Origin of the sequence: Roseivivax sp. THAF30, assembly GCF_009363575.1 — a bacterium.
GTDB lineage: Bacteria > Pseudomonadota > Alphaproteobacteria > Rhodobacterales > Rhodobacteraceae > Roseivivax > Roseivivax halotolerans.
Genome location: NZ_CP045389.1, coordinates 3,755,031 through 3,776,762 on the forward strand (window position 1 = coordinate 3,755,031; position 21,732 = coordinate 3,776,762).

Here is a 21,732-nt window from a genome sequence, read left to right on the forward strand (position 1 = left end):
GGCCCCGAATGACGGCTTTCGTCTTTTCCTAAAAGCAGGGCATGGATAGGTTCGCGAAGCAATGAATACGGGGGCTTCATGACCGCGGCGACGCCGATGATGGCGCAATATCTCGAGATCAAGGGGCGGTATCCGAACGCGCTTCTCTTCTATCGCATGGGCGATTTCTACGAGCTCTTTTTCGACGATGCCGCGGCGGCCGCCGAAGCGCTGGATATCGCGCTGACGAAGCGGGGCAAGCATTCGGGAGAGGATATCCCGATGTGCGGCGTGCCGGTTCATGCCGCGGAAAGTTACCTGCTGACATTGATCCGAAAGGGGTTTCGCGTTGCGGTCTGCGAGCAGCTTGAAAGCCCGGCGGAGGCGAAGAAACGCGGAGCCAAGTCAGTCGTGAAGCGGGATGTGGTGCGCCTCGTCACCCCCGGCACCCTGACAGAGGAAAGCCTCCTCGAAGCTCGCCGCCACAATTTTCTGGCAGCTTTGAGCCAGGTTAGAGACGAGTTCGCATTGGCCTGGACGGATATCTCCACCGGCGTTCTGCACGTGATGCCTTTGGCCGAAGCGCGGATCGGGGCAGAACTCGCGCGCCTGTCGCCAGCCGAAGTCCTGGTCTCGGAAGGCAGCGAGGACAGGCTGCGGCCGGTTTTCGAAGATATGGGGATCGAGCCGACGCTGCTTTCCCGCGGCTCCTTCGACTCGAGCTCCGCAGAGGCGCGATTGTTGCGCCTGTTCGGGGTCGCGTCGCTCGAGCCCTTTGGCAATTTCGACCGCTCGGAGGTCTCGGCGCTGGGTGCGATCGTGGATTATCTCGATATCACCCAGAAGGGAAAATTACCGCTGCTTCGGCCGCCGCGCCAAGATAGCACCTCAAGGCTTCTACAGATCGATGCGGCGACGCGGAGGAATCTGGAGCTGACACGGGGCGCCGATGGAACGCGGGCCGGATCACTGCTGTCGGTGATCGACCGGACTGTAACGGCAGGTGGTGCGCGGCTTTTGGAGCGCCGGCTCTCGGCCCCATCACGCGACCTTGCCCAGATCATCGCGCGACACGATGCCATCGACTGGGCGCTGTCAAACCGAGATGTGTCTCTGTTTCTGCGCGATGCACTTCGAAAGGTGCCTGATATCGACCGCGCTCTGTCGCGCCTGGCACTCGACCGGGGCGGTCCGCGAGACCTTGCAGCTGTTCGTGCGGCGCTGGGACAGGCTCAGGATATCGCCGCCGGGCTTCCATCGGACGACTTGCCTGACCTCGTGCGGGATGCGGTTGCGGCACTGGCCGTAGAAACATCGCTTCTGCAATCCCTCGAGGAGGCGTTGGTTGCCGAGCCCCCACTCCTTGCGCGAGACGGAGGTTTCGTCGCGGACGGCTTCGATCCCGAGCTCGACGAGGCGCGGACGCTGAGAGACGAGGGTCGGAGCGTCATCGCCGGGCTTCAGGCGCGCTATGCGAATGAGACGGGGATCGGATCGCTCAAGATCAAGCACAACAACGTTCTTGGCTACTTCATCGAGACGACGGCGGCGCACGCATCAAAAATGATGGCCCCGCCGCATTCCGAGACCTTCATCCACAGGCAGACAACGGCGAACCAGGTGCGGTTCACGACTGTCGAGTTGTCAGAGCTGGAAACTCGCATCCTGAACGCCGGCGGCCGGGCACTCGAGCTGGAAAAACGGCTCTATGATAGCCTGAAATCGCAAGTTCTGGATGAAGCTGGGTTGTTGGGGGAAGTGAGTGCTGCCCTTGCGGAATGCGATCTTGCGACGTCGCTCGCCGATCTTGCCTCGGGCGAAGATTGGACACGGCCGCGCGTTGATGAGAGCCGCGCGTTTCACGTGGAACAAGGGCGTCATCCGGTGGTTGAGCGCGCACTGAGGTCACAGGGCGCGAGCGGCTTCGTGCCAAACGATTGCAAGCTGTCCCCAGAGAAAGACGGCCCGGCGCTGGAGCTGCTTACTGGTCCCAACATGGCAGGTAAGTCGACCTATCTGAGGCAGAACGCGCTGATTGCCATTCTGGCGCAGATGGGAAGCTTCGTGCCGGCAAATACCGCGCATCTGGGACTTGTGAGCCAGATCTTCAGCCGGGTCGGCGCGTCTGACGATCTGGCGCGGGGACGGTCCACCTTCATGGTGGAGATGGTCGAGACGGCGGCCATCCTGAACCAGGCCGACAGCCACGCGCTGGTCATTCTGGACGAGATCGGGCGTGGCACAGCGACATATGACGGGCTGTCGATTGCCTGGGCAACGCTCGAACATCTCGCAGAGGTCAACCGGGTCCGCGGGCTTTTCGCGACCCACTACCATGAATTGACGGTTCTGGGTGGGAAGCTGGACGGTGTCAGCAATGCGACCGTTGCCGTAAAGGAATGGGATGGTGAGGTCGTCTTCTTGCACGAGGTCCGTCCCGGTGCCGCGGATCGATCTTATGGCGTGCAGGTCGCTCAGCTTGCCGGATTGCCTAAATCCGTTGTGGCGCGCGCGAAGTCGGTCCTCGAGGCACTCGAAAAGGGTGAGCGGGAGAAGACGACGCCCAAAGCCCTTATCGACGATCTGCCGCTCTTTTCCGTGGTCGCCGCGGAAGCGGAACCCAGGAAAACAAAAGCCGCGCCATCCGAGGTTGAGGCGCGGCTTTCGGGACTGAACCCCGATGAGATGTCACCGAAGGAAGCGCTCGAGGCGCTCTATGAACTTCGCGCGCTTCTCGGAAACAATGACTGATCAGCCCGGATTGGAGCTGACACCGACTTGGGCGGGCCGAAGCAGTCGGTCGTAGAGCATGAATCCTTCGGCGGAGACCTGGATAATATCGCCAGCCTTCGTTTCCGGCAGCGGCGCTTCGAACATCGCCTCGTGGATCTTCGGATCGAACCGATCCCCCACGGCGGGAGTGATGACTTCGATCCCGTGTTTCTTGAAGACGGACAGCAATTCTTTGAGCGTCAGCTCTACGCCTTCGAGAAGCGCCGCGGAAATCTGCTTCTGCTCTTCGTTTGCAGCGGCCAAGGCGCGCTGTAGATTGTCATAGACCGGCAACAGATCGCGGGCGAGGCGCGTGGAGCCATACTGCTCCGCTTCGCGCCGGTCACGATCCGACCGCTTCCGGGCGTTTTCGGCATCGGCGAGTGCGCGCATGAATTTGTCGCGGTACTCGTCCCGCTCTGCCTCCAGCTCGGCGATGCGGTCCGCCTCGGTCGGTTCGGCGGTTTCAAATGCCTCTTCCTCTGCCTCGGCCTCTGCTTCGAGCGCGTCGAGGTCGTCGAGGAAATCGTCGTCTTTGGGGTCTGCCATCGTTGTCCTCATTTCCGGTCGGACAGCAGCTTGCCGACCAGCTGTGCGGTGTAGTCGACGATCGGAACGATCCGACCGTAGTTGAGACGCGTGGGACCAATGACGCCCACCGCGCCGATTATCTTGCGATCCGAGTTCATATATGGAGACACGACCAGAGAGGAACCCGAAAGCGAGAAAAGTTTGTTCTCCGAACCGATGAAAATACGTACGCCTTCGCCATCTTCGGTCAATTCGAGGAACTCGGCGATATCGCGCTTTCGTTCGAGATCGTCAAAGAGCGAACGAATGCGTTCGAGATCCTCGTCCGGCACGTCCTCGCCCAGGAGATTCGCGCGTCCACGCACGATAAGCCGTTCGGAACGGTCGCTTTCCTCGGCCCAGACGGCGAGGCCTGATTCGACCATCTCATGCGCGAGCGAATCGATTTCCTGACGGCGGGCCGAGATGTCCTTGGCCACGTCGCGGCGCATATCGGACAGGGTTCGCCCCTCCACGATGGCGTTGAGGAAATTCGCGGCCTCGCGCATCGCCGATGGCGTCATGCCTGGCGGCGGCGTGAAGACGCGGTTTTCCACCTGACCATCATCGAAGACCAGCACGACGAGGGCACGTGTCGGCGCGAGAGATACGAACTCGATATGCCGGATCGGAGCCTCGTGCTTCGGAGTCAGAACCAGAGAGGCCCCTCGCGTGACGCCGGAAAGGGCCGAGCCCACACGATCGAGAAGATTGCCGACATCGTCAGTATTCGTACCGAGCGTCGCGTCGATCCGGCTTCGGTCATTTGTATCGAGGTCACGGACCTCCAACAAACCATCGACGAACATGCGAAGGCCCATCTGGGTCGGGACCCGACCGGCACTGACATGCGGTGAGTCGAGCAGGCCTAAATATTCAAGATCGTTCATCACGTTCCGAATCGTCGCGGCAGAGACCTTTTCGGAGAGGGTCCGCGTGAGGGTCCGCGATCCTACGGGTTCACCGCTTTCAAGATAGCCCTCGACGACCTGCCGGAAGACCTCCCGCGAGCGATCGTTGAGCTGGCTGAACAAGGTTGTGTCGTCCTGCATATTCAGTGAGATCCGATCCCGACAAAAAACGACGTGATGACGGAGGTACATGGGGTTGCTGGCCCAGGCTTTGTCTCTGTATGCCCTAGCGCGAATGAAGGAGACCTCTCATGCGTCCATCTGGCAGAAACCTAAATGAAATGCGCGCGGTTTCAATCGAGACCGATGTCACGAAACACGCTGAAGGATCCTGCATGATCCGGATCGGCGACACGCACGTGCTGTGCACGGCAAGCATCGAGGATCGTGTGCCGCCTTTCATCAAGGGTTCGGGCCTTGGTTGGGTTACGGCCGAGTACGGGATGTTGCCACGGTCCACCTCGAGCCGCATGCGCCGGGAAGCGACAAGCGGAAAGCAGGGTGGTCGCACTGTCGAGATCCAGCGCCTGATCGGTCGCTCGCTGCGCGCCGGTGTGGATCGTGTTGCGATGGGCGAACGGCAGATCACCGTGGATTGCGACGTGATCCAAGCGGATGGCGGAACGCGTTGTGCATCCATCACGGGGGGCTGGGTCGCGCTGAAGCTTGCCGTGGCGAAATTGATGAAAGCAGGTGACATCGTGTCGGATCCGCTCGTCTCGCCCGTGGCCGCGGTCAGCTGCGGTATCTACGCAGGTCAGCCGGTCCTGGATCTCGATTATCCCGAAGACAGCGAAGCCGGGGTCGACGGAAACTTCATCATGCGCGGCGACGGTCAACTGATCGAGGTGCAGATGTCGGCAGAGGGTGCGGTTTTCTCGCGTGACCAGATGAGCGCGCTGCTCGATTTGGCCGAACATGGGGTTCGCGACCTGGTGGACGCGCAGCTCAAGGCCACCGGATGAGCCGGGCGTTCGAAGGAGATCGACTTCTCGTAGCAACTCATAACGCCGGCAAGCTTGAAGAGATTGCCGCGCTGCTGAACCCGCGTGGCGTGACCGTGGTCGGTGCTGCGGAGCTTGACCTCCCGGAGCCGGAGGAAACCGGCACCACCTTTGTCGAGAACGCCCGGATCAAAGCCCATGCCGCCGCACAGGCCACTGGTTTGCCGGCGCTTTCCGATGATTCTGGCATCGAGATCGACGCGCTGGATGGTGCGCCCGGTGTCTATACTGCCGATTGGGCTGAAACTGAGAATGGACGCGACTTCGTGAAGGCGATGACGCGAGCCCATGAGCTTCTTGTCAAGGGTGCTGCCCCTCAACCTTGGACAGCGCGTTTCTGCTGCACGCTGGTTCTGGCGTGGCCGGACGGTCATGACGAAGTCTTTCCCGGAGTGATGGAGGGCCAGGTGGTCTGGCCAATGCGGGGAGACCAAGGTCATGGATACGATCCGATTTTTCAGCCGACAGGTTTCGATGTGACGTTCGGCGAGATGGATCGCTGGAAAAAGAACGAGATCAGCCATCGCGCGGATGCGATGCGCAAGTTCCTGGACGGGTGTTTTGGCTGAGAACTGGGAGACAGGCGGTTTCGGGCTCTACGTCCACTGGCCGTTCTGTGAGGCCAAGTGCCCGTATTGCGATTTCAATTCCCACGTTACCCGCAGCGTCGATATAGAACGGTGGCGTGCCGCGTTTATAGCTGAGTTGCACCGGTGCTTCGAAGCGGTCGGGCCCCGCAGGCTGAACTCGATCTTCTTTGGAGGCGGCACGCCGAGCCTGATGGATCCCGGCCTTGTCGCAGATATTATCGACACGGCGACGGGCTTCTGGCCGCCGATGCCGGACATAGAGATCACTCTGGAGGCAAACCCGCGATCGGTCGAAGCCGCGCGCTTTTCGGATTTTCGATCTGCAGGCGTCAATCGCGTGTCGATGGGGATTCAAGCTCTCAACGATCGAGATCTCGCGCGGCTGGGGCGGCTGCATTCCCTCGACGAGTCCTTGAGGGCGTTGGGCACTGCACGAGACGTGTTCGAACGTGTGAGCTTTGATCTCATCTATGCGCGGCAGGATCAGAGCCTTGATGACTGGCGGAATGAGTTGCGACGCGCCATGGATCTTACCGGAGATCATGTATCGCTCTATCAACTGACCATCGAACGCGGCACGGCGTTCTGGGAGCGGCAGAGGCGCGGCGCACTGCAGGGCTTGCCCGATGACGACAGAGCGGCGGACATGTTCGACGCGACCGATGAGATTTGCACTGCGCATGGGTTGAAACGCTACGAAGTCTCGAACCATGCAGTTCCAGGCGGAGAATCGCGTCATAACCTCGTCTATTGGCGCTATGGAGACTACATCGGGGTCGGTCCCGGAGCGCATGGCCGACTGACGCTCAATGGCGCGCGGTATGCGACTGAGGCATGGCGCAATCCCGGAGCTTGGCTGGACGCCGTAGAGCGTGGAGACGGAACCCGAGTTTTGGACCACCTATCGGGCTGGGATCAAGCTCTCGAATACCTTATGTTGGGTCTGAGGATCCAAGAAGGTATAGATATGGACCGTTTGCACAAATTCGATCCGCAGATCGCTACTCCCGAATTGTGCACGCCACTGAAAGACGCCGGGCTCCTTTGGCAACGCGGTCAAAGGATCGGAGTGACCGATAGCGGTCAGCTCCTTCTGAATTCCGTCCTTGCGGAGCTTGTCCCGGACCAGGTCACCGAGACTGGCTGAGAATTGCGCAGAGCGCGTCAAGCTGCTCGAGAGTGTCGTAAGAAATCGTAAGCCGACCCGCTTCCGCCCCGGGCTTATGGTCGATCGCGACCTTCATCCCGAGCGCCGCCCCGAGATCACCTTCGAGCGCGCGCGTATCAGCATCCTTCTCGAAGCCCATATCATCGGATCGCGTTTTGCGACGCGTCGTTCGCGTCTCGTCTTCCTTCGCAAGCGCTTCAGCTGCGCGCACCGAAAGGCCTTTGGATATGATGGTGCGTGCGAGTCCCGACGGATCATTCGCGGTAATCAAGGCGCGCGCGTGCCCGGCTGACAACTTACCCTCGGACACGAAGGACTGAACATCCTCGGGCAGATTCAAAAGCCGCATCAGGTTTGCAATGTGGCTTCGGCTTTTCCCAAGTGCCTCGGCCAATTGTTCCTGAGTATGGCCGAACTTGAACATCAGCTGACGATAGCCAGCCGCCTCTTCGATCGCATTGAGATCTGCGCGCTGGATGTTCTCGATGATCGCGATTTCGAGAACTTCAGTGTCGTTCAGCTCGCGAATTAGAACCGGCATCTCGTGAAGCTTGGCAATCTGAGCCGCCCGCCACCGCCGCTCGCCAGCAACGATTTCATACCGACCTGGCGCGTCATTTTTCTCACGGACGATGATCGGTTGAATAATACCCTTCGAACGAATCGAATTGGCAAGCTCTTGCAGCTGCTCATCCGTGAAGGAGCGCCGCGGCTGCTCGGGATTGGGCTCGATTTGCTCTATCGGGATCAGGCGGTCCGGCTGGCGAGGAAAAGGGGATTCCTGCGGGCCCGCCACGGACTGGGGTTCGACATCCGCCATCAGAGCGGACAGACCGCGACCGAGGCCCCGTTTTTCGCGTTTCTCTGCCATGCGAGCTCTCCTCAGGCCGCGTTTCTTTTCTTGGTGGACATCAGCTCGCGCGCTAAGGCGCGGTAAGCGGCTGCGCCTTTAGACTGGCTGTCATAAGTCAGGACCGGCATCGCATAGGAGGGGGCTTCACTGACCCGGACGTTGCGAGGAATAACTGTACGAAATACGAGCTCGCCGAGATTGCTTCGCGCATCATCCTCGACTTGCTGCGATAGATTATTCCGCGCGTCATACATCGTCAGCACGATTCCTTCGATGCGCAGGTTCGGATTTGCACTTTGGCGGACTTCACGAATTGTCATCATCAGCTGCGACAAACCTTCCAGCGCAAAGAATTCGCTCTGGAGCGGAACGAGCACTGAATGAGAGGCAACCATGGCGTTGACTGTCAAAAGATTCAGGGATGGCGGACAGTCGATCAGAATGAGGTCGAAGCCGAATTGATCGATATCTTTCTGTCGCAGGGCATCATGCAGCAGAAAGCTCCTTTTCTCATTAGAGATAAGCTCGATGTCTGCGGAACTGAGGTCCACCGTTGCGGGGATGAGCGAAAGGTTTTCGATCTCGGTGGTCTGCACCACCTCTTCCAGCGGGATATCATCGAGCAGGAGCTCGTAGCTCGTATATTCACGATCCGTCGGTTCGATACCCAGGCCGGTCGACGCGTTGCCTTGGGGGTCGAGGTCCACGACCAGAATCCGCTCGCCCTGCTCCGCCAGCGCGGCGCCGAGATTGATAGTTGTCGTCGTTTTTCCGACCCCGCCCTTCTGGTTGGCGATAGCTATGATCTTGGGGCTTTTCGGGCGCGTGAGATCAGACACGACGAGCATCTCCGATGATGACGATGGCGGATGAGGGGTCTGTCTTGCTTGTAACGGCCTCGTAGGTGAAAGACCACGTCTGGGACGCTTCTTCGATCTCTTTTTGCCAGTTGGCACCTTTGAGAAACACCATCTTGCCCGCGTTTGAAAGGTGGGGAGCGGCATAGTCGAGAAGAGATGAAATGCTTGCCAATGCGCGTGCGCTCACGATGTCAGCGTTTTGAGGTTCAAGCGCTTCGATGCGAGAAGCTTTCACCTCCGCGTTAAGCGCGTGCTCACGGATTGCGGTTCTCAGAAAAGCTGCTTTTCGATGATCACTTTCTACAAGGACGAATCGCAATTTCGCGACGTGCGTCTTCGCTGCGATCGCCAAGACAATAGCGGGATAGCCGCCGCCACTTCCGATATCGAGCCAACGGCCCTCGCTTGGAAGGCATGAGACAAGCTGAAGGGAATCGAGGATATGACGCTCCCAGATATGAGCTTCGGAGTTCCTGGAAATGAGATTGATGCGCTGCGTCCATTTTCGCGAAAGCACCTCGAAGCGCTCTAGCTCTTGCAATGTTTCACGTGAAACATCGCCGACACCCGCAAACGCGCTCATGCCGTTTTTACGCGTTGAGTCTGTCTCAGCTTGGCAAGAATTAAGCCGAGAGCCGCCGGCGTTACCCCCTCGATTCGGCTTGCTTGACCCAAGCTGGCCGGACGCGCCGCCGAGAGCTTGGCCTTTAATTCGTTCGACAATCCGTCGAGGCTTTCAAAGTTGAAATCTACCGGGATGAGTGCGTCTTCATCCTTCTTCATCGCCGCAACATCACGTTCCTGCCTTTTTATATAATTCGCATAAAGCGCCTCACGTTCAACCTGGGCGCGACACTCGGAATCAATGTCAGATAGCTCAGGCGCGACGTTGACTAGCGTGTCGAAGGTGACTTCTGGAAAGGCAAGGAGCTCGAAAGCGTCTCTTTTATGTCCATCTTTTCCTGCAGCCACGCCGTTGTCCCTCAACTCAGACGGCCGCAGAGAGTGGGTCTTCAGGCGCGATGTGGCACTCGCGAGGCGTCTCGACTTGTCCTCGAAAACCTCACGCCGCTCTCTACCGACCAAACCCCATTCTAAGCCTTTCGGCGTCAGGCGCTGGTCTGCATTGTCGGCCCGAAGGAAAAGCCTGAACTCCGCACGCGACGTAAACATGCGGTAAGGCTCCATCACACCACGGGACGTCAAATCATCAATCATCACACCGATATAGCTATCGGTGCGCGAGAAGGTGACATGCGGTTCCGCACGCGATATCCGTGCAGCATTCAGACCGGCAACCAGACCTTGTGCCGCGGCCTCTTCGTACCCGGTTGTTCCGTTAATCTGCCCAGCGAGAAAGAGACCGGGAACATCCTTCACAGCCAAAGAAAGGGTCAAGGCGCGTGGATCGACGTAATCGTATTCAATTGCATAGCCTGGCTGCAGAATTTCAGCACTCTCAAGACCCACGATGCTATGAATGTAATCAGCCTGGATATCTGCGGGCAACGAGGTCGAAATCCCGTTGGGATAGACCGTGGTGTCATTCAGACCTTCCGGCTCGAGGAAGATCTGGTGCGAGTCCTTCTCGGAAAATCGAACAACTTTGTCCTCGATCGACGGGCAGTATCGCGGGCCGACACCGTCAATATGTCCGCCATACATCGCCGATTTGTTCAGGTTAGCGCGGATGATCTCGTGCGTTTTTCTGTTGGTATGCGTGATGCCACAAGCGATCTGCTTCGCCTTCGGTTTTTGCGAAAGGAACGAAAACATTACCGGCTCATCATCGCCCGGCTGTTGTTCGAGCCTTTCCCAATCGATCGTCGCTCCGTTCAACCGAGGCGGAGTACCCGTCTTGAGACGACCGAGAGGAAGTTCGAAGCCGTCCATTCGTTCAGCAAGTCTAGTGCTGGCCTGATCGCCCATCCTGCCAGCACTGTAGGATACATCGCCAATATGCACAGTACCGCGAAGGAAGGTGCCGGTCGTCAATACAACTGAACCCGACCGCAGCATACGCCCATCGGCCAATTCCACACCACACACGGTTCCATTCTCTACGACAAGGTCGACGACCTCCGCGAAGATAAGATCGAGATCCGGCTGCTTCGCGAGTTCGGATTTCATGTATGTACGGTAGAGCGCCCGGTCCGCTTGGGCGCGCGGACCCTGAACGGCCGGCCCCTTGCGGCGGTTCAGCAGACGAAATTGGATTCCGGCGTTGTCAGCCACGCGAGCCATCACACCATCAAGCGCGTCGATCTCACGAACCAGATGTCCCTTACCGAGACCACCGATCGCAGGATTGCAAGACATCACCCCGATGTCGTTTTCCCGCATCGTAATCAAAAGAGTGTGCGCGCCAGTCCGTGCGGACGCATGCGCTGCCTCCGCACCTGCATGACCCGCGCCGATGACGATCACATCCGCATCTCGATGTTTCACGTGAAACACTCCTACTTTCCGAGACAGAAGTTCGCGAAGACTTCATCAAGTACAGCCTCCACATCAACTTGACCAATGAGAATTTCAAGCTCTCGGATAGCTGAGCGCAATTCTTCCGCTGCAAGGTCGTACTGGTCAGTACCAATATTCAGAAACCTTGCAGAGTTCTCGAGCAACACCGTCGCGCGCTCAAGCGCCATCCGATGCCGTTCCCGGGTCACCAAGCCCCCATCTGTGCTTTTTTCCTTCAGCCTGCCCTGGATTGCCGTGACAACGCGGTCCACCCCATGCCCGTTTAGCGCCGATATCGCCGTAGGATCTTTCGAGAGGTCGCCTTTGGTGGCGAAGACGAGATCATCATCGCGACGCGGTACATCGGGGAAGGTGCCGGTATCGGACAAAAAGATCCGAAGGTCCGCTCTATCGCCACGTTCCAAAGCACGTGCAACGCCGAGCGCTTCGACCTCGTCCTCGGTTTCCCTGACACCGGCAGTGTCGATCAATGTCACCGGCAGACCGCCAAGATCCATCCTCACCTCGATCACGTCGCGCGTCGTCCCGGCTATATGCGAAGTGATCGCCGCATCCCGACCCGCAAGGGCGTTCAGCAACGTCGATTTACCCACATTTGGCGCGCCAATGATGGCGACGTCAAAACCGAGCCGCAGCCGCTCTGCCGCGCCGCTCTTTTCCAACTCCTCGCCAATTTCCTTCGAGACGCGCCCGATGAGGTCGGACACCTCGTCGGACACGTCTTCCGGCACCTCTTCATCAGCGAAGTCGATGACAGCCTCAAGAAGCGATGCCGCCCGGATTAAATTCACTCGCCATTGACCCACCTTTTCGCCGAAGGCGCCTTCAAACACGCGCAACGCCTGGCGCCGCTGTGCCTCGGTCTCGCTTTCGATAAGATCCGACAGGGCTTCGACCTGCACAAGATCGAGACGTCCGTTCTCCAAGGCGCGACGGGTAAATTCGCCCGGCTCGGCGAGACGAAGCTCCGGCAGTTTGCCGAGCTCGGCGAGAACAGCGCGGACAATCGCGATGGATCCGTGAAGATGAAGCTCGGCGACACGCTCGCCCGTGAAGCTTTTGCCGTCCTCGAACAGAAGGACTAGCGCCTCATCGAGAACGCCTCCTTCGGAATCCACAATCTTTCGAAGCGCAGCTTTCCTGGGCGCCGGTAAATCAACCCCCAACGCCGTTACCGCAGACCATGCCGAAGTCCCGGATATACGTACAACCGCCAGTCCAGATTTCCCCTCGCCCGTTGCGAGGGCGAAGATCGTATCCATCATGACTGCCCGCCTCGTGATTAGGTATTCATCGAATCGAAGAACTCGGAATTCGTCTTGGTCTGCTTCAACTTTGACAGAAGGAATTCGATCGCGTCCGTCGTCCCCATCGGGTTGAGGATCCGGCGAAGCACGAAGGTTTTCTGAAGATCGCCCTTGTCGACCAGGAGCTCTTCCTTCCGAGTACCGGACTTCAGAATATCGATGGCCGGGAAGACGCGTTTATCTGCGATCTTCCTGTCGAGAACGATCTCGGAGTTGCCCGTCCCCTTGAATTCTTCAAAGATCACTTCGTCCATCCGGCTGCCCGTATCGATCAGCGCGGTCGAGATAATGGTCAGGGATCCGCCTTCCTCGATATTTCGCGCCGCGCCGAAAAAACGCTTCGGACGTTGCAGGGCATTGGCATCGACGCCACCGGTCAGGACTTTCCCCGATGACGGAACGACCGTGTTGAAGGCCCGGCCCAGACGCGTAATCGAATCGAGAAGTATGACGACGTCGCGCTTGTGTTCGACAAGCCGCTTGGCTTTCTCGATGACCATTTCGCTGACCGCTACGTGACGCGTCGCCGGTTCGTCAAAGGTGGAGGAAATAACCTCGCCCTTCACAGAGCGCTGCATATCCGTGACCTCTTCCGGCCGCTCATCGATCAGAAGGACGATCAGGTAGCACTCGGGATGATTCTTCTCGATAGAACTCGCGATATTCTGCATCAGAACGGTTTTACCCGTCCTTGGAGGCGCAACGATCAGGGAGCGCTGCCCTTTCCCGATCGGGGCCACGAGATCGATGATCCGGGCAGAACGATCCTTGATGCTCGGATCCTCGATCTCCATCTGCAACCGCTCATCCGGATAAAGCGGCGTGAGGTTGTCGAAGGCAATCTTGTGACGCGCGCGCTTGGGCAGTTCGAAATTGATCTGCGTGACATCCATCAGCGCGAAATAGCGCTCGTTATCCTCAGGCGCCTTGATCTGGCCCTCGATCGTATCTCCTGTCCTGAGCGAGAATTTACGGATCATATCCGGCGATACATAGATGTCGTCCGGGCCCGGAAGATAATTCGCCTCAGGCGACCGAAGGAAGCCGAATCCGTCTTGGAGCACTTCAAGCACGCCATCGCCGTAGATATCCCAGCCTTCATCAGCCCGCTCTCGCAGGATCTGGAACATCATCTCGCCCTTGCGCATCGTCGACGCGTTCTCGATCTCAAGCTCTTCGGCGAGCGCAAGGAGATCCTTCGGCGATTGCGCCTTGAGATCGGACAGGTTGAGTTTTTCAAGGTTCATGCAGACAGCGATGCGTGGCGGTAAGCGCCACAGCATTCCTTAAGATAGATCATGGGAAGTCCTGACCGGGACCGGTCAGAGACCCTGCTAGTCCCGGACACGGTCCATGTCAATCTGCCGAGAGATTGGCTGGGCTCACGATCAGCACAAATATAATAAGGTATTAAGAAAAGATGAAGTTTGATGAAGGTAACGAATCTGTCTGGGGATACTTGGCTTACCCACCCAATATCCACGTGATCAAGCTGATGGTACAAAACATTGGAGAAGTAGAGAAAGTTGGAAAGAAGAAGAACATTTTTAATGATAACATAGGCTTAAAGGAGATCTACGTATGGAATATTGTGGATAAAGCCGTGCATTAAACGTTTCTTTCACAAGCATGACCTGAGACCGACTTATCCTGCCCCCAACGGGCATGACAGGCCTGAAGGATCACAAGAACCTTTGAATTCATCCCCGGCTTGAACAAGAAGTACTTTTTGAACAGAAGGATCCGCACGAAGATACATGTCTCTTTCAGACGGTTATCCACATGCATCGTGACCTCGTTCTGGCCTCTGCCTCCGAAATTCGATCCCGGCTGCTGCACCAGGCGCGTGTGACTCATCGAATCGTGCCTGCGCGGCTTGATGAAGATGCGATCCGGGAAAGCCTCGCAGCGGAAATGGCCCCGGCGCGCGATGTCGCCGACACGCTGGCCGAGATGAAAGCCCGGAAAGTTTCGGATAAGGAGCCGGACGCGCTTGTTCTGGGGTGCGATCAGGTTCTCACCCACGCGAACACGATATTCGGCAAGCCACAGACCCGCGATGAGGCGCGCTCGCAACTCATGGAACTTCGCGGGAAAACCCACATGCTCCTCTCCGCCGCGGTTCTCTATGATGCGGGTGAGCCTGTCTGGCGTCATATCGGTCAAGTACGCATGACGATGCGAAACTTTTCAGATGCGTATCTCGACGAATATCTTGAGCGAAACTGGGACAGCGCCCGCCATTCGGTCGGCTGCTACAAGCTCGAGGAAGAAGGCGCACGGCTCTTCGCCCAGGTGCAAGGCGATTACTTTTCGGTTTTGGGTCTGCCTCTTCTCGAACTCCTGAACTACCTTACGCTCAGAGGAGACCTGCCCGGATGACCGCACAGCGCATTCCCCTGGCTGGCGTTATAGGCTCGCCGATCGCGCATTCGCGCTCTCCGCGGCTGCACGGCCATTGGCTTCGCAAGTACGGTATTCAGGGCCATTACATTCCGATGGATGTGCCGTCAGCCAAGCTGGCTGACACGTTGAATCTCCTGCCCCAGCTTGGGTTCGTGGGTTTGAATGTGACTATCCCCTACAAGGAAAAGGTTCTGGATCTTGCCGATCTCGTCACAGATCGCGCCGCCCTGATAGGAGCCGCAAACACCCTTATTTTTCGCAAAGATGGCCGGATCCATGCCGATAACACAGATGGATATGGCTTTCTTGAGAACCTGCGGCAGAATGCGGATGGATGGGTGCCGCAAGCCGGCCCGGCCGTCGTCTTTGGCGCCGGTGGCGCGGCGCGAGCCGTTCTCGCCTCGCTCCTCGATGCGGGCGTGCCAGAGATCGTCCTGACCAACCGGACCCGCCACCGCGCAGAAGTGCTTGCTCAAGATCTGGGCACCCGCGTCCGGGTTGTTGACTGGGTCCGGGCTGGCAACGTGCTCGACGATGCGGCGACCGTGGTGAACACGACCTCGCTTGGTATGGTCGGTCACCCAGAACTGCGCGTGCCTCTCGATGGTCTGAACACAAAATCGCTCGTGACCGATCTCGTTTACGCTCCGCTCGAAACCCGGCTTCTGCGCGTCGCCTCCGAAATGGGATGCCAGACAGTCGACGGTCTGGGCATGCTTCTGCATCAGGCCGTTCCCGGCTTCGAGCGTTGGTTCGGGCATCGCCCCGAAGTCGATGAAGCGACGCGCGCGGCTGTCCTGCGATGACCTTCAAACTCGGACTGACAGGCTCCATTGGTATGGGCAAGACGACGACGGCTGGCCTTTTCGCTGAGGCGGGATGCGCAATTTGGGACGCGGATGCAGCCGTCCATCGACTTTATGCCAAAAACGGCGCAGCGGTGCAGGCGATGTCATCCGCTTTCCCGAAAGCGATAGAGGATGGGGAGGTCTCCCGAACGGCCTTGCGCTCGATCATCGCCAAGGATCCGTCAGCTCTCGGCCGGATTGAGAACATCGTGCATCCCCTGGTGCGCCAGGATCGGGAAGACTTCACGCGCAGAACAGATGCGCGTATCGCCGTTTTCGACATCCCGCTCCTTTTCGAGACTGGCAGCCAAGCCGAGATGGAAGCGACGGCTTGCGTGTATGTTTCACGTGAAACCCAAAGACGGCGTGTCCTTGAGCGCGGCACGATGACCGACGCGGATTTTGAGGCGATACTCGCCAAACAGATGCCGATCCAGGACAAACTCGATCGTGCCGACTTCACGATCCGAACCCACGATCTTGAGACCGCGCGACAGGACGTGCAAACTATCCTCACCGAGATAGAAAAACGGCTCTGACCATGCGCGAAATCGTCCTGGATACCGAGACCACCGGCTTTGACCCGCAATCTGGTGACCGTATCGTGGAGATCGGCGCGGTGGAGCTTTGGAACCACGTCGCGACCGGACGAACCTATCATCAATACATCAATCCCGAACGTGGCATGCCGCAGGAAGCGTTCGAGGTTCACGGCCTTGGCGACGACTTCCTTCGTGATAAACCGGTCTTCGCCGAGATCGCGGATGATTTCATCGCCTTCGTGGGCGATGCGAAGCTCGTCATTCACAACGCCGCGTTCGATATGAAATTTCTCAATGCAGAGCTTGGCTGGGTCAATCGGCCGAAACTGCCGTGGGACCAGGCGATCGACACGCTCGACATCGCGCGGCGGAAATTTCCTGGCAGCCCGGCTTCCCTCGACGCGCTTTGCCGGCGCTTTGGAATCGACAATGCCTCCCGTACCTTGCACGGCGCGCTGCTCGACAGCGAAATTCTGGCGGAAGTCTATCTTGAACTGATCGGCGGCAAGCAGCCTGATTTCGGCCTCACCGCCGGACAGGGATCGGGCCCCTCTGTCGCCGCCGAAGCTGATTGGCGGCCCTATCGCCGGCCGGATCCCTTGCCGCCCCGGATTACGGACAAAGAAAAGGCGGCACATGCCGCCTTCCTTGAAACACTGGGCGAAAATGCCCTCTGGAACCGCAGCTGACGATTACGCCTGACCTTCGGCTGGCTGCGATGCCTGTGCCTGCTGACGCCGCTGGATTTCCGCGCGGTAGAGCGCGATAAAATCGATCGTTTCGAGATTCAGCGGCGGAAAGCCCCCGTCCCGCGTCACGTCCGCGACGATCCGGCGCGCGAAAGGGAAAAGCATGCGCGGGCATTCGATCAAAAGAAACGGGTGCAGCTGGTCGTCGGGAACATTTTCGACTTGGAATACGCCAGCATAGTCGAGCTCCAGCAGGAACAGCGTATCCCCGGTCGCCTTCGACTTGTTCGTGATGTTGAGCTTCATCAGAACTTCGTACTGGTTCTCGGTCTGTCGCTTGCGCGCATCAAGGTTGACCTGAACCTGGATATCCGGCTGCGTTTCTCCGGTCGCGCCCTTCTGGGCCAGCACGTTCTCGAACGACATATCGCGAATGTACTGGGCGAGCACGTTCATCTTCGGCTGGGCCGGCGGCTGCGCGGCGCCGTTGCCTGTTCCTTCGTTGGTTGACGCATCGCTCATCGGCAATGTCCTTTCGCATGACGATCATTGTATCGCGTCACGACCTACCAAGCCGCGAGGTCTAGCTCAATGCTTGGTCCATCCGGACGAACCGGGATGGGTCGGACGCTTCGACGGATCGACCTCGGAATATTCCCCTTCGATCACGTCGTCCCCATGCTGCGGCCGCCGGGCGCGCGGATCCCGCGGGTCCGGGCCGGACCGCCCTCCACCCATTTCAAAGCGCTGAACCTTCACGTGTTTCCTCGCATATTCAATCGCAGCCTTGCGGAAGGGCGGCGTCAGCAATGCGAAACCGAACGCGTCAGTGAAGAAACCCGGCGTCAAGAGGAGCGCCCCGGCAAGAAGAATCATGGCGCCATGCGCCAAAGGCTCGGTCGGATCGCGCAAATCGTTGAACGAGCCGCGTAGGTCCGCGAGCGCGGACGCCCCTTGAGAGCGCACAAGATACGTGCCCAGCATCGCGGTCAGCACGACGATAAGCAGCGTTGGCCACAAACCGATCAGCCCTCCGACCTGAATGAACAGCGCGATTTCGATCAGCGGAACCGCAATGAAGGCAATCAGGAGCCACATCACAAAAACCTTTCCCCGGGGACCGTCCCGGATTGGTGGACTTGAAGACGTCCACTGCCTACATAGGAACGGAACTTGAACGGTTCTACATCTTACCCGTGAGGTCACATGAATTCGCCTATTCTTCAGCTCCTCGTCCTTGCAGGCATCGCGCTGTTCCTGATCCTGCGGTTGAAGAACGTGCTCGGCACCCGCGAGGGGTTTGAACGGCCGGCATCGGAGCGCAAGTCCGCACCCCAAAACGACCGCCGCGACTTCGAGGTGATCGAGGGCGGGCCCGATCCCGATATCGTCGATCACGTGCCGGAAGGGTCTGAAAGCGCCAAGGCTCTGACAGAGATGAAACGGCTCGAGCCGAGCTTCTCTGTCGGTGAGTTCCTGGGCGGTGCGCGTGGCGCCTACGAGATGATCCTCATGGGCTACGAGACCGGCAAGATCGATGATCTCAAGCCGTTCCTGTCCGACGAGGTTTTCGAAAGCTTCGCTCAAGGCGTCGGCGCGCGGGAAGAGCAGGGACTGACCGTCGAGGCCGAGTTCGTCGGCGTCCGGGAAACCGCGCTCGAGGAAGCGACCTTCGATCCCGATACCCGAGAGGCTGAACTGACCGTGCGCTATATCGGCGAGCTGACCTTCGCGGTCTACGATCAGGAGGGCACCTTGGTCGAAGGCAGCCCATCCAAGATCAAAAGGCAGCGCGACGTCTGGACGTTTGCACGCGTGATGGGCAGCGACGACCCCAACTGGCAGCTCGTCGCCACGGGCGAATGATCCGGACGCTGGCCGCGATCGCGCTCGTCATGGCCGGCCCGTTTCCCGGTAAAGGCTCTGCCGAGGAGGCGGGGCCGACCTACGACATCATGGAATTCTCCGATCTTGACGGGTGGGAGAATGATGAGCATGCGAGCGCACTCGCAACGTTCCGCGAGACCTGCCGGGATCTCGACGATCCCGATTGGCGTGCGCTTTGCCGCGCAGCCGGCGACAATCCCGATCCACGTGCCTTCTTCGAGCTCTTCTTCCGACCTGTTCGGATCACACATGGCTCGGATGAGGCGCTGTTCACCGGCTATTTCGAACCCGAACTCGATGGCTCTACGCGGCCGTCTCCCCGGTTTCGGTGGCCCCTTTATCGTATGCCGCGCGAAGCCGAGGAAACCCGGCCCTGGCTCACGCGACGCGATATCCTGACCGGTGATGCCATGACCGGTCGCGGATTGGAGATCGCGTGGGTCGACGATCCGGTGGAGTTGTTCTTCCTGCAGGTACAGGGGTCAGGCCGCATCCGTCTGCAAGATGGACGCACGATCCGGGTCGGCTATGGCGGTGCGAATGGTCACGAATACCGGTCCATCGGTCTCGAACTGATCCGCCGCGGAACCTTTTCCGAGCACGAGGTCTCCGCCGACCGCATCAAGAAGTGGGTCCGCGAGAACCCTCTCCAAGGCGAAGAACTGCTTCTGCACAACCCATCCTACGTCTTTTTTCGGGAAGTCAGCGAAGTCCCCGCGGACAAAGGGCCGCTCGGCGCGATGAACCGCTCCATCACGCCCATGCGCAGCATCGCGGTGGACCCGGCCTATACCCCGCTTGGCGCGCCGGTCTGGATCGAGAAGGACGGGCGTGATGTCATGCGCCGCCTGATGGTCGCCCAAGATACCGGATCGGCGATCAAGGGCGCGCAGCGCGCGGACATCTTCGCGGGGACCGGCGCCGAGGCGGGCCAGTGGGCCGGTAGTCTCAAGGATCCTGGCCGGATGTTCGTGCTCTTGCCGATCCAGCGCGCTTATGCGCTTTTGCCGGATCCGACTTTATGAGCCGACGGAAGGTCCGGCCTGAAGAGCTCGAGCTTTGGGGAAAGGTGGCGCGGTCCGCCAATCGGCTCGACACGCAAGGTAAATTCGCTCGCAAGGATGACACCCCTAAGCCGAGGCGCGCGCCTCCGGCGCAGAGCAGCCCTTCTCCCCTGCCCGATTTTCAAATCGGCCAGAAAAGAAGCGGGGCGCCCCAGACCTGGAGTCCGCCCGACACAACGACGTCGCGCCTCGACCGCGACCCGGTACAGATGGATTCCAAGGCCTTCACGCGGATGAAGCGCGGCAAGCTCAAACCCGATGCCCGGCTCGACTTGCATGGCATGACCCTCGACCGGGCGCATCCCGCGCTGACGCGCTTCATTTTCGCGTCCCAGGCGCGCGGGCATCGCCTCGTTCTCGTGATAACCGGTAAGGGCCAACGGGAAGATCCTTACGATCCGGCGCCGCGCCGTCGCGGCGTGCTAAAAACGCAGGTGCCGCAATGGCTACGGATGCCGCCTCTGGCGACGGCCGTGCTCCAGATCAGCGAGGCCCATATCCGCCACGGCGGCGGCGGCGCATATTACGTCTACCTACGCCGTCTCCGCTGAGCTCGGAGTTTCCGTCCGGAACCGTGCAAGTCCGAGGATCATGATTCCCGTCGCGCCGAGGAAATAGATCGCCATTGTAAGATATTGCGTCTCGATGCCGACGCCCAAATCGATCAGATAGCCTGTGACGCCCGGTCCGATCGCGGTGCCGAAAACCATCACGGCGGCACCCATCGCCTTGATCGCCCCGATATGCCGCGTTCCGTAGAATTCCGCCCAGAATGCGGCCGGAAGTGTCGATTGGGCTCCTTGCGTCATGCCGAGAAGGACAAGCCCGAGGCCAACGTGAAGCGGGTCGGCGGCCAATGCGAAGACGAAGAAGGCTGCAACGGAGGGCAAGAGCGCCGTCGGATACACCTTCGCGACGCCGAAGCGGTCGATCGCCCAACCAGAGGCGAGCATCGCGCCCACGGTCACCGCGGTAAAAAGGGGCAGCCACGAAACAATCGCAATGAGTGGCCAGTCTTTGACCTCCGCATAGTGTACCTGTTGGAAAAAGAATGCAGTGCCCCATGCGGGCGGGCCCAGCAGCGCGGGAACCATCAACCAGAACAGCGGATGACGGAGCGCTTCGAGCCGCGTCCAATGCCGCGCACCCATCCCGAATGCCCCGGCGCTTTCTGCCGCGAAGGATTGCGGCGTGCGTTCCGTCCGCAGCAACGTCAGCAGCAGCGGCAGTCCCAAAAGTGCGATGGCTGCCGCGATCATCCACAGCGCTCTCCAATCGAACACCGCCATGAGCGCGACGAACACGATCGGCAGCAGCGCATTTCCAACCGTGACGCCGAGACCGGCTATGCTGAGTGCCCGCCCCCGCGTGGCTATGAACCAACGAGACATCGCCGCCATCGCGATATGCGACGTCATACCCTGCCCAGCGAATCTCAGCGCGAAAATCGCGAATGGCAGCAGCGCAGCAGCGGTGTTTACCGCCATGAAGAGGCACGAGGCCGCCAGCGCAACGAGGATAGCCGCGCCGAGCGCCCGGCTTCTGAACCTGTCCGTCAGACCCCCGGCCCAGACCATCGCCACCGCGGAAGCTGTCGTACCGGCGGCATAGATCGCGCCCCAGCTCGAGTGGCTCAGATCGAACGCCTCACGGATATCGCCTGCGAAGATCGAAATGAAGAATGTCTGGCCGAAACTCGACAGGAAGGTGAGCATCGCGCCTGCCGCGAGCCAGGGCGCGTTCCCGCGCAGGAATGAAAGCAGAGACATGAATGATCACATGCGGGAAGGATGCGCCGGCT

General features: G+C 59.4%; 22 protein-coding genes. 11 read left to right on the top strand and 11 right to left on the bottom strand.

The genetic code is table 11. From position 1 onward, the window contains the following. Nucleotides 1-78: 78 nt before the first annotated feature. Entirely contained in the window at nucleotides 79-2,730 is a 2,652-nt protein-coding gene (gene mutS / locus FIU91_RS18230; RefSeq protein WP_152463551.1) for a DNA mismatch repair protein MutS, read from the top strand. On the opposite strand, the gene FIU91_RS18235 is transcribed toward mutS, so the two are convergent. Further along, nucleotides 2,731-3,300 (bottom strand): nucleotide exchange factor GrpE, encoded by a 570-nt coding sequence (locus FIU91_RS18235; RefSeq protein WP_093009129.1) that lies wholly within the window; start codon nucleotides 3,298-3,300, stop codon nucleotides 2,731-2,733. A gap of 8 nt (nucleotides 3,301-3,308) precedes the next feature. Continuing rightward, nucleotides 3,309-4,373, bottom strand: a complete 1,065-nt coding sequence (gene hrcA, locus FIU91_RS18240) for a heat-inducible transcriptional repressor HrcA (protein WP_152463552.1) — start codon at nucleotides 4,371-4,373, stop codon at nucleotides 3,309-3,311. A 110-nt stretch (nucleotides 4,374-4,483) separates the two neighbouring features. Here hrcA and rph point away from each other — a divergent pair, with 110 nt between their 5' ends. The 3 genes from rph to hemW are packed head-to-tail and all read left to right on the top strand — an operon-like array spanning nucleotide 4,484 to nucleotide 6,973. Then, a complete protein-coding gene (rph, locus tag FIU91_RS18245) occupies nucleotides 4,484-5,197 on the top strand; it encodes a ribonuclease PH (RefSeq protein ID WP_093009131.1) in 714 nt (237 codons plus the stop codon). Next, nucleotides 5,194-5,805: an RdgB/HAM1 family non-canonical purine NTP pyrophosphatase gene (gene rdgB / locus FIU91_RS18250; RefSeq protein ID WP_093009132.1), complete on the top strand. Its 612-nt coding sequence runs from the start codon at nucleotides 5,194-5,196 to the stop codon at nucleotides 5,803-5,805. The genes rph and rdgB overlap by 4 nt, the downstream gene beginning before the upstream one ends. After that, nucleotides 5,768-6,973, top strand: coding sequence for a radical SAM family heme chaperone HemW (gene hemW, locus FIU91_RS18255; protein ID WP_152463553.1), 1,206 nt, complete (start codon nucleotides 5,768-5,770; stop codon nucleotides 6,971-6,973). Before rdgB ends, hemW begins: the two co-directional genes overlap by 38 nt. On the opposite strand, the gene FIU91_RS18260 is transcribed toward hemW, so the two are convergent. From FIU91_RS18260 to rho, 6 genes are read right to left on the bottom strand one after another with little or no spacing between them, the layout of a single operon-like run. Further along, complete coding sequence (locus tag FIU91_RS18260) at nucleotides 6,957-7,865, bottom strand: ParB/RepB/Spo0J family partition protein (RefSeq protein WP_152463554.1); 909 nt, start codon at nucleotides 7,863-7,865, stop codon at nucleotides 6,957-6,959. The genes hemW and FIU91_RS18260 overlap by 17 nt on opposite strands. 11 nt (nucleotides 7,866-7,876) lie before the next feature. Next, complete coding sequence (locus FIU91_RS18265; protein ID WP_152463555.1) at nucleotides 7,877-8,686, bottom strand: ParA family protein; 810 nt, start codon at nucleotides 8,684-8,686, stop codon at nucleotides 7,877-7,879. Beyond that, nucleotides 8,679-9,290 carry a 16S rRNA (guanine(527)-N(7))-methyltransferase RsmG gene (rsmG, locus tag FIU91_RS18270; protein ID WP_152463556.1) on the bottom strand — a complete coding sequence of 204 codons (612 nt, stop codon included), beginning with the start codon at nucleotides 9,288-9,290 and terminating at the stop codon, nucleotides 8,679-8,681. Before rsmG ends, FIU91_RS18265 begins: the two co-directional genes overlap by 8 nt. After that, entirely contained in the window at nucleotides 9,287-11,155 is a 1,869-nt protein-coding gene (gene mnmG, locus FIU91_RS18275; RefSeq protein WP_152463557.1) for a tRNA uridine-5-carboxymethylaminomethyl(34) synthesis enzyme MnmG, read from the bottom strand. Before mnmG ends, rsmG begins: the two co-directional genes overlap by 4 nt. Before the next feature lie 11 nt (nucleotides 11,156-11,166). Then, nucleotides 11,167-12,450, bottom strand: a complete 1,284-nt coding sequence (gene mnmE, locus FIU91_RS18280; protein WP_152463793.1) for a tRNA uridine-5-carboxymethylaminomethyl(34) synthesis GTPase MnmE — start codon at nucleotides 12,448-12,450, stop codon at nucleotides 11,167-11,169. A 20-nt stretch (nucleotides 12,451-12,470) separates the two neighbouring features. Continuing rightward, the gene (gene rho, locus FIU91_RS18285; RefSeq protein WP_152463558.1) at nucleotides 12,471-13,742 is read right to left on the bottom strand and encodes a transcription termination factor Rho; all 1,272 of its coding nucleotides are present in this window, start codon (nucleotides 13,740-13,742) and stop codon (nucleotides 12,471-12,473) included. A 535-nt stretch (nucleotides 13,743-14,277) separates the two neighbouring features. On the opposite strand from rho, the gene FIU91_RS18290 reads away from it, so the two are divergent. From FIU91_RS18290 to dnaQ, 4 genes are read left to right on the top strand one after another with little or no spacing between them, the layout of a single operon-like run. Next, on the top strand, nucleotides 14,278-14,877 hold the full coding sequence (locus FIU91_RS18290; protein WP_152463559.1) for a nucleoside triphosphate pyrophosphatase: 600 nt from the start codon (nucleotides 14,278-14,280) through the stop codon (nucleotides 14,875-14,877). After that, nucleotides 14,874-15,707, top strand: coding sequence for a shikimate dehydrogenase (locus FIU91_RS18295; protein WP_152463560.1), 834 nt, complete (start codon nucleotides 14,874-14,876; stop codon nucleotides 15,705-15,707). The genes FIU91_RS18290 and FIU91_RS18295 overlap by 4 nt, the downstream gene beginning before the upstream one ends. Then, nucleotides 15,704-16,288: a dephospho-CoA kinase gene (coaE, locus tag FIU91_RS18300; RefSeq protein WP_152463561.1), complete on the top strand. Its 585-nt coding sequence runs from the start codon at nucleotides 15,704-15,706 to the stop codon at nucleotides 16,286-16,288. Before FIU91_RS18295 ends, coaE begins: the two co-directional genes overlap by 4 nt. Before the next feature lie 2 nt (nucleotides 16,289-16,290). Then, a complete protein-coding gene (gene dnaQ / locus FIU91_RS18305; protein WP_152463562.1) occupies nucleotides 16,291-16,980 on the top strand; it encodes a DNA polymerase III subunit epsilon in 690 nt (229 codons plus the stop codon). Nucleotides 16,981-16,983: 3 nt separating this feature from the next. On the opposite strand, the gene secB is transcribed toward dnaQ, so the two are convergent. Then, nucleotides 16,984-17,502 carry a protein-export chaperone SecB gene (gene secB, locus FIU91_RS18310; RefSeq protein WP_093009140.1) on the bottom strand — a complete coding sequence of 173 codons (519 nt, stop codon included), beginning with the start codon at nucleotides 17,500-17,502 and terminating at the stop codon, nucleotides 16,984-16,986. A gap of 66 nt (nucleotides 17,503-17,568) precedes the next feature. Next, a complete protein-coding gene (locus FIU91_RS18315; protein WP_152463794.1) occupies nucleotides 17,569-18,078 on the bottom strand; it encodes an FxsA family protein in 510 nt (169 codons plus the stop codon). A gap of 108 nt (nucleotides 18,079-18,186) precedes the next feature. On the opposite strand from FIU91_RS18315, the gene FIU91_RS18320 reads away from it, so the two are divergent. The 3 genes from FIU91_RS18320 to FIU91_RS19825 all read left to right on the top strand — a co-directional run bounded on the left by FIU91_RS18320 (nucleotide 18,187) and on the right by FIU91_RS19825 (nucleotide 20,482). Next, the gene (locus FIU91_RS18320) at nucleotides 18,187-18,846 is read left to right on the top strand and encodes a Tim44/TimA family putative adaptor protein (RefSeq protein WP_093009142.1); all 660 of its coding nucleotides are present in this window, start codon (nucleotides 18,187-18,189) and stop codon (nucleotides 18,844-18,846) included. Then, nucleotides 18,843-19,892, top strand: a complete 1,050-nt coding sequence (locus FIU91_RS18325) for a murein transglycosylase A (protein ID WP_152463563.1) — start codon at nucleotides 18,843-18,845, stop codon at nucleotides 19,890-19,892. Before FIU91_RS18320 ends, FIU91_RS18325 begins: the two co-directional genes overlap by 4 nt. A 248-nt stretch (nucleotides 19,893-20,140) precedes the next feature. After that, entirely contained in the window at nucleotides 20,141-20,482 is a 342-nt protein-coding gene (locus tag FIU91_RS19825; RefSeq protein ID WP_371418219.1) for a Smr/MutS family protein, read from the top strand. Here the strand turns inward: FIU91_RS19825 and FIU91_RS18335 are convergent. Further along, nucleotides 20,465-21,700 carry an MFS transporter gene (locus FIU91_RS18335; RefSeq protein ID WP_152463565.1) on the bottom strand — a complete coding sequence of 412 codons (1,236 nt, stop codon included), beginning with the start codon at nucleotides 21,698-21,700 and terminating at the stop codon, nucleotides 20,465-20,467. The two genes, FIU91_RS19825 and FIU91_RS18335, sit on opposite strands and share 18 nt — an antisense overlap. Between the last annotated feature and the right edge of the window lie 32 nt (nucleotides 21,701-21,732).

What these genes read in the sequence shown, in the direction of transcription:
- mutS (WP_152463551.1), top strand. Translation starts at nt 79, where the DNA reads ATGACCGCGGCGACGCCGATGATGGCGCAATATCTCGAGATCAAGGGG.
- FIU91_RS18235 (WP_093009129.1), bottom strand. Translation starts at nt 3,300, where the DNA reads ATGGCAGACCCCAAAGACGACGATTTCCTCGACGACCTCGACGCGCTC.
- hrcA (WP_152463552.1), bottom strand. Translation starts at nt 4,373, where the DNA reads ATGCAGGACGACACAACCTTGTTCAGCCAGCTCAACGATCGCTCGCGG.
- rph (WP_093009131.1), top strand. Translation starts at nt 4,484, where the DNA reads ATGCGTCCATCTGGCAGAAACCTAAATGAAATGCGCGCGGTTTCAATC.
- rdgB (WP_093009132.1), top strand. Translation starts at nt 5,194, where the DNA reads ATGAGCCGGGCGTTCGAAGGAGATCGACTTCTCGTAGCAACTCATAAC.
- hemW (WP_152463553.1), top strand. Translation starts at nt 5,768, where the DNA reads ATGCGATGCGCAAGTTCCTGGACGGGTGTTTTGGCTGAGAACTGGGAG.
- FIU91_RS18260 (WP_152463554.1), bottom strand. Translation starts at nt 7,865, where the DNA reads ATGGCAGAGAAACGCGAAAAACGGGGCCTCGGTCGCGGTCTGTCCGCT.
- rsmG (WP_152463556.1), bottom strand. Translation starts at nt 9,290, where the DNA reads ATGAGCGCGTTTGCGGGTGTCGGCGATGTTTCACGTGAAACATTGCAA.
- mnmE (WP_152463793.1), bottom strand. Translation starts at nt 12,450, where the DNA reads ATGGATACGATCTTCGCCCTCGCAACGGGCGAGGGGAAATCTGGACTG.
- rho (WP_152463558.1), bottom strand. Translation starts at nt 13,742, where the DNA reads ATGAACCTTGAAAAACTCAACCTGTCCGATCTCAAGGCGCAATCGCCG.
- FIU91_RS18290 (WP_152463559.1), top strand. Translation starts at nt 14,278, where the DNA reads ATGCATCGTGACCTCGTTCTGGCCTCTGCCTCCGAAATTCGATCCCGG.
- FIU91_RS18295 (WP_152463560.1), top strand. Translation starts at nt 14,874, where the DNA reads ATGACCGCACAGCGCATTCCCCTGGCTGGCGTTATAGGCTCGCCGATC.
- coaE (WP_152463561.1), top strand. Translation starts at nt 15,704, where the DNA reads ATGACCTTCAAACTCGGACTGACAGGCTCCATTGGTATGGGCAAGACG.
- dnaQ (WP_152463562.1), top strand. Translation starts at nt 16,291, where the DNA reads ATGCGCGAAATCGTCCTGGATACCGAGACCACCGGCTTTGACCCGCAA.
- secB (WP_093009140.1), bottom strand. Translation starts at nt 17,502, where the DNA reads ATGAGCGATGCGTCAACCAACGAAGGAACAGGCAACGGCGCCGCGCAG.
- FIU91_RS18315 (WP_152463794.1), bottom strand. Translation starts at nt 18,078, where the DNA reads ATGTGGCTCCTGATTGCCTTCATTGCGGTTCCGCTGATCGAAATCGCG.
- FIU91_RS18320 (WP_093009142.1), top strand. Translation starts at nt 18,187, where the DNA reads ATGAATTCGCCTATTCTTCAGCTCCTCGTCCTTGCAGGCATCGCGCTG.
- FIU91_RS18325 (WP_152463563.1), top strand. Translation starts at nt 18,843, where the DNA reads ATGATCCGGACGCTGGCCGCGATCGCGCTCGTCATGGCCGGCCCGTTT.
- FIU91_RS19825 (WP_371418219.1), top strand. Translation starts at nt 20,141, where the DNA reads ATGGATTCCAAGGCCTTCACGCGGATGAAGCGCGGCAAGCTCAAACCC.
- FIU91_RS18335 (WP_152463565.1), bottom strand. Translation starts at nt 21,700, where the DNA reads ATGTCTCTGCTTTCATTCCTGCGCGGGAACGCGCCCTGGCTCGCGGCA.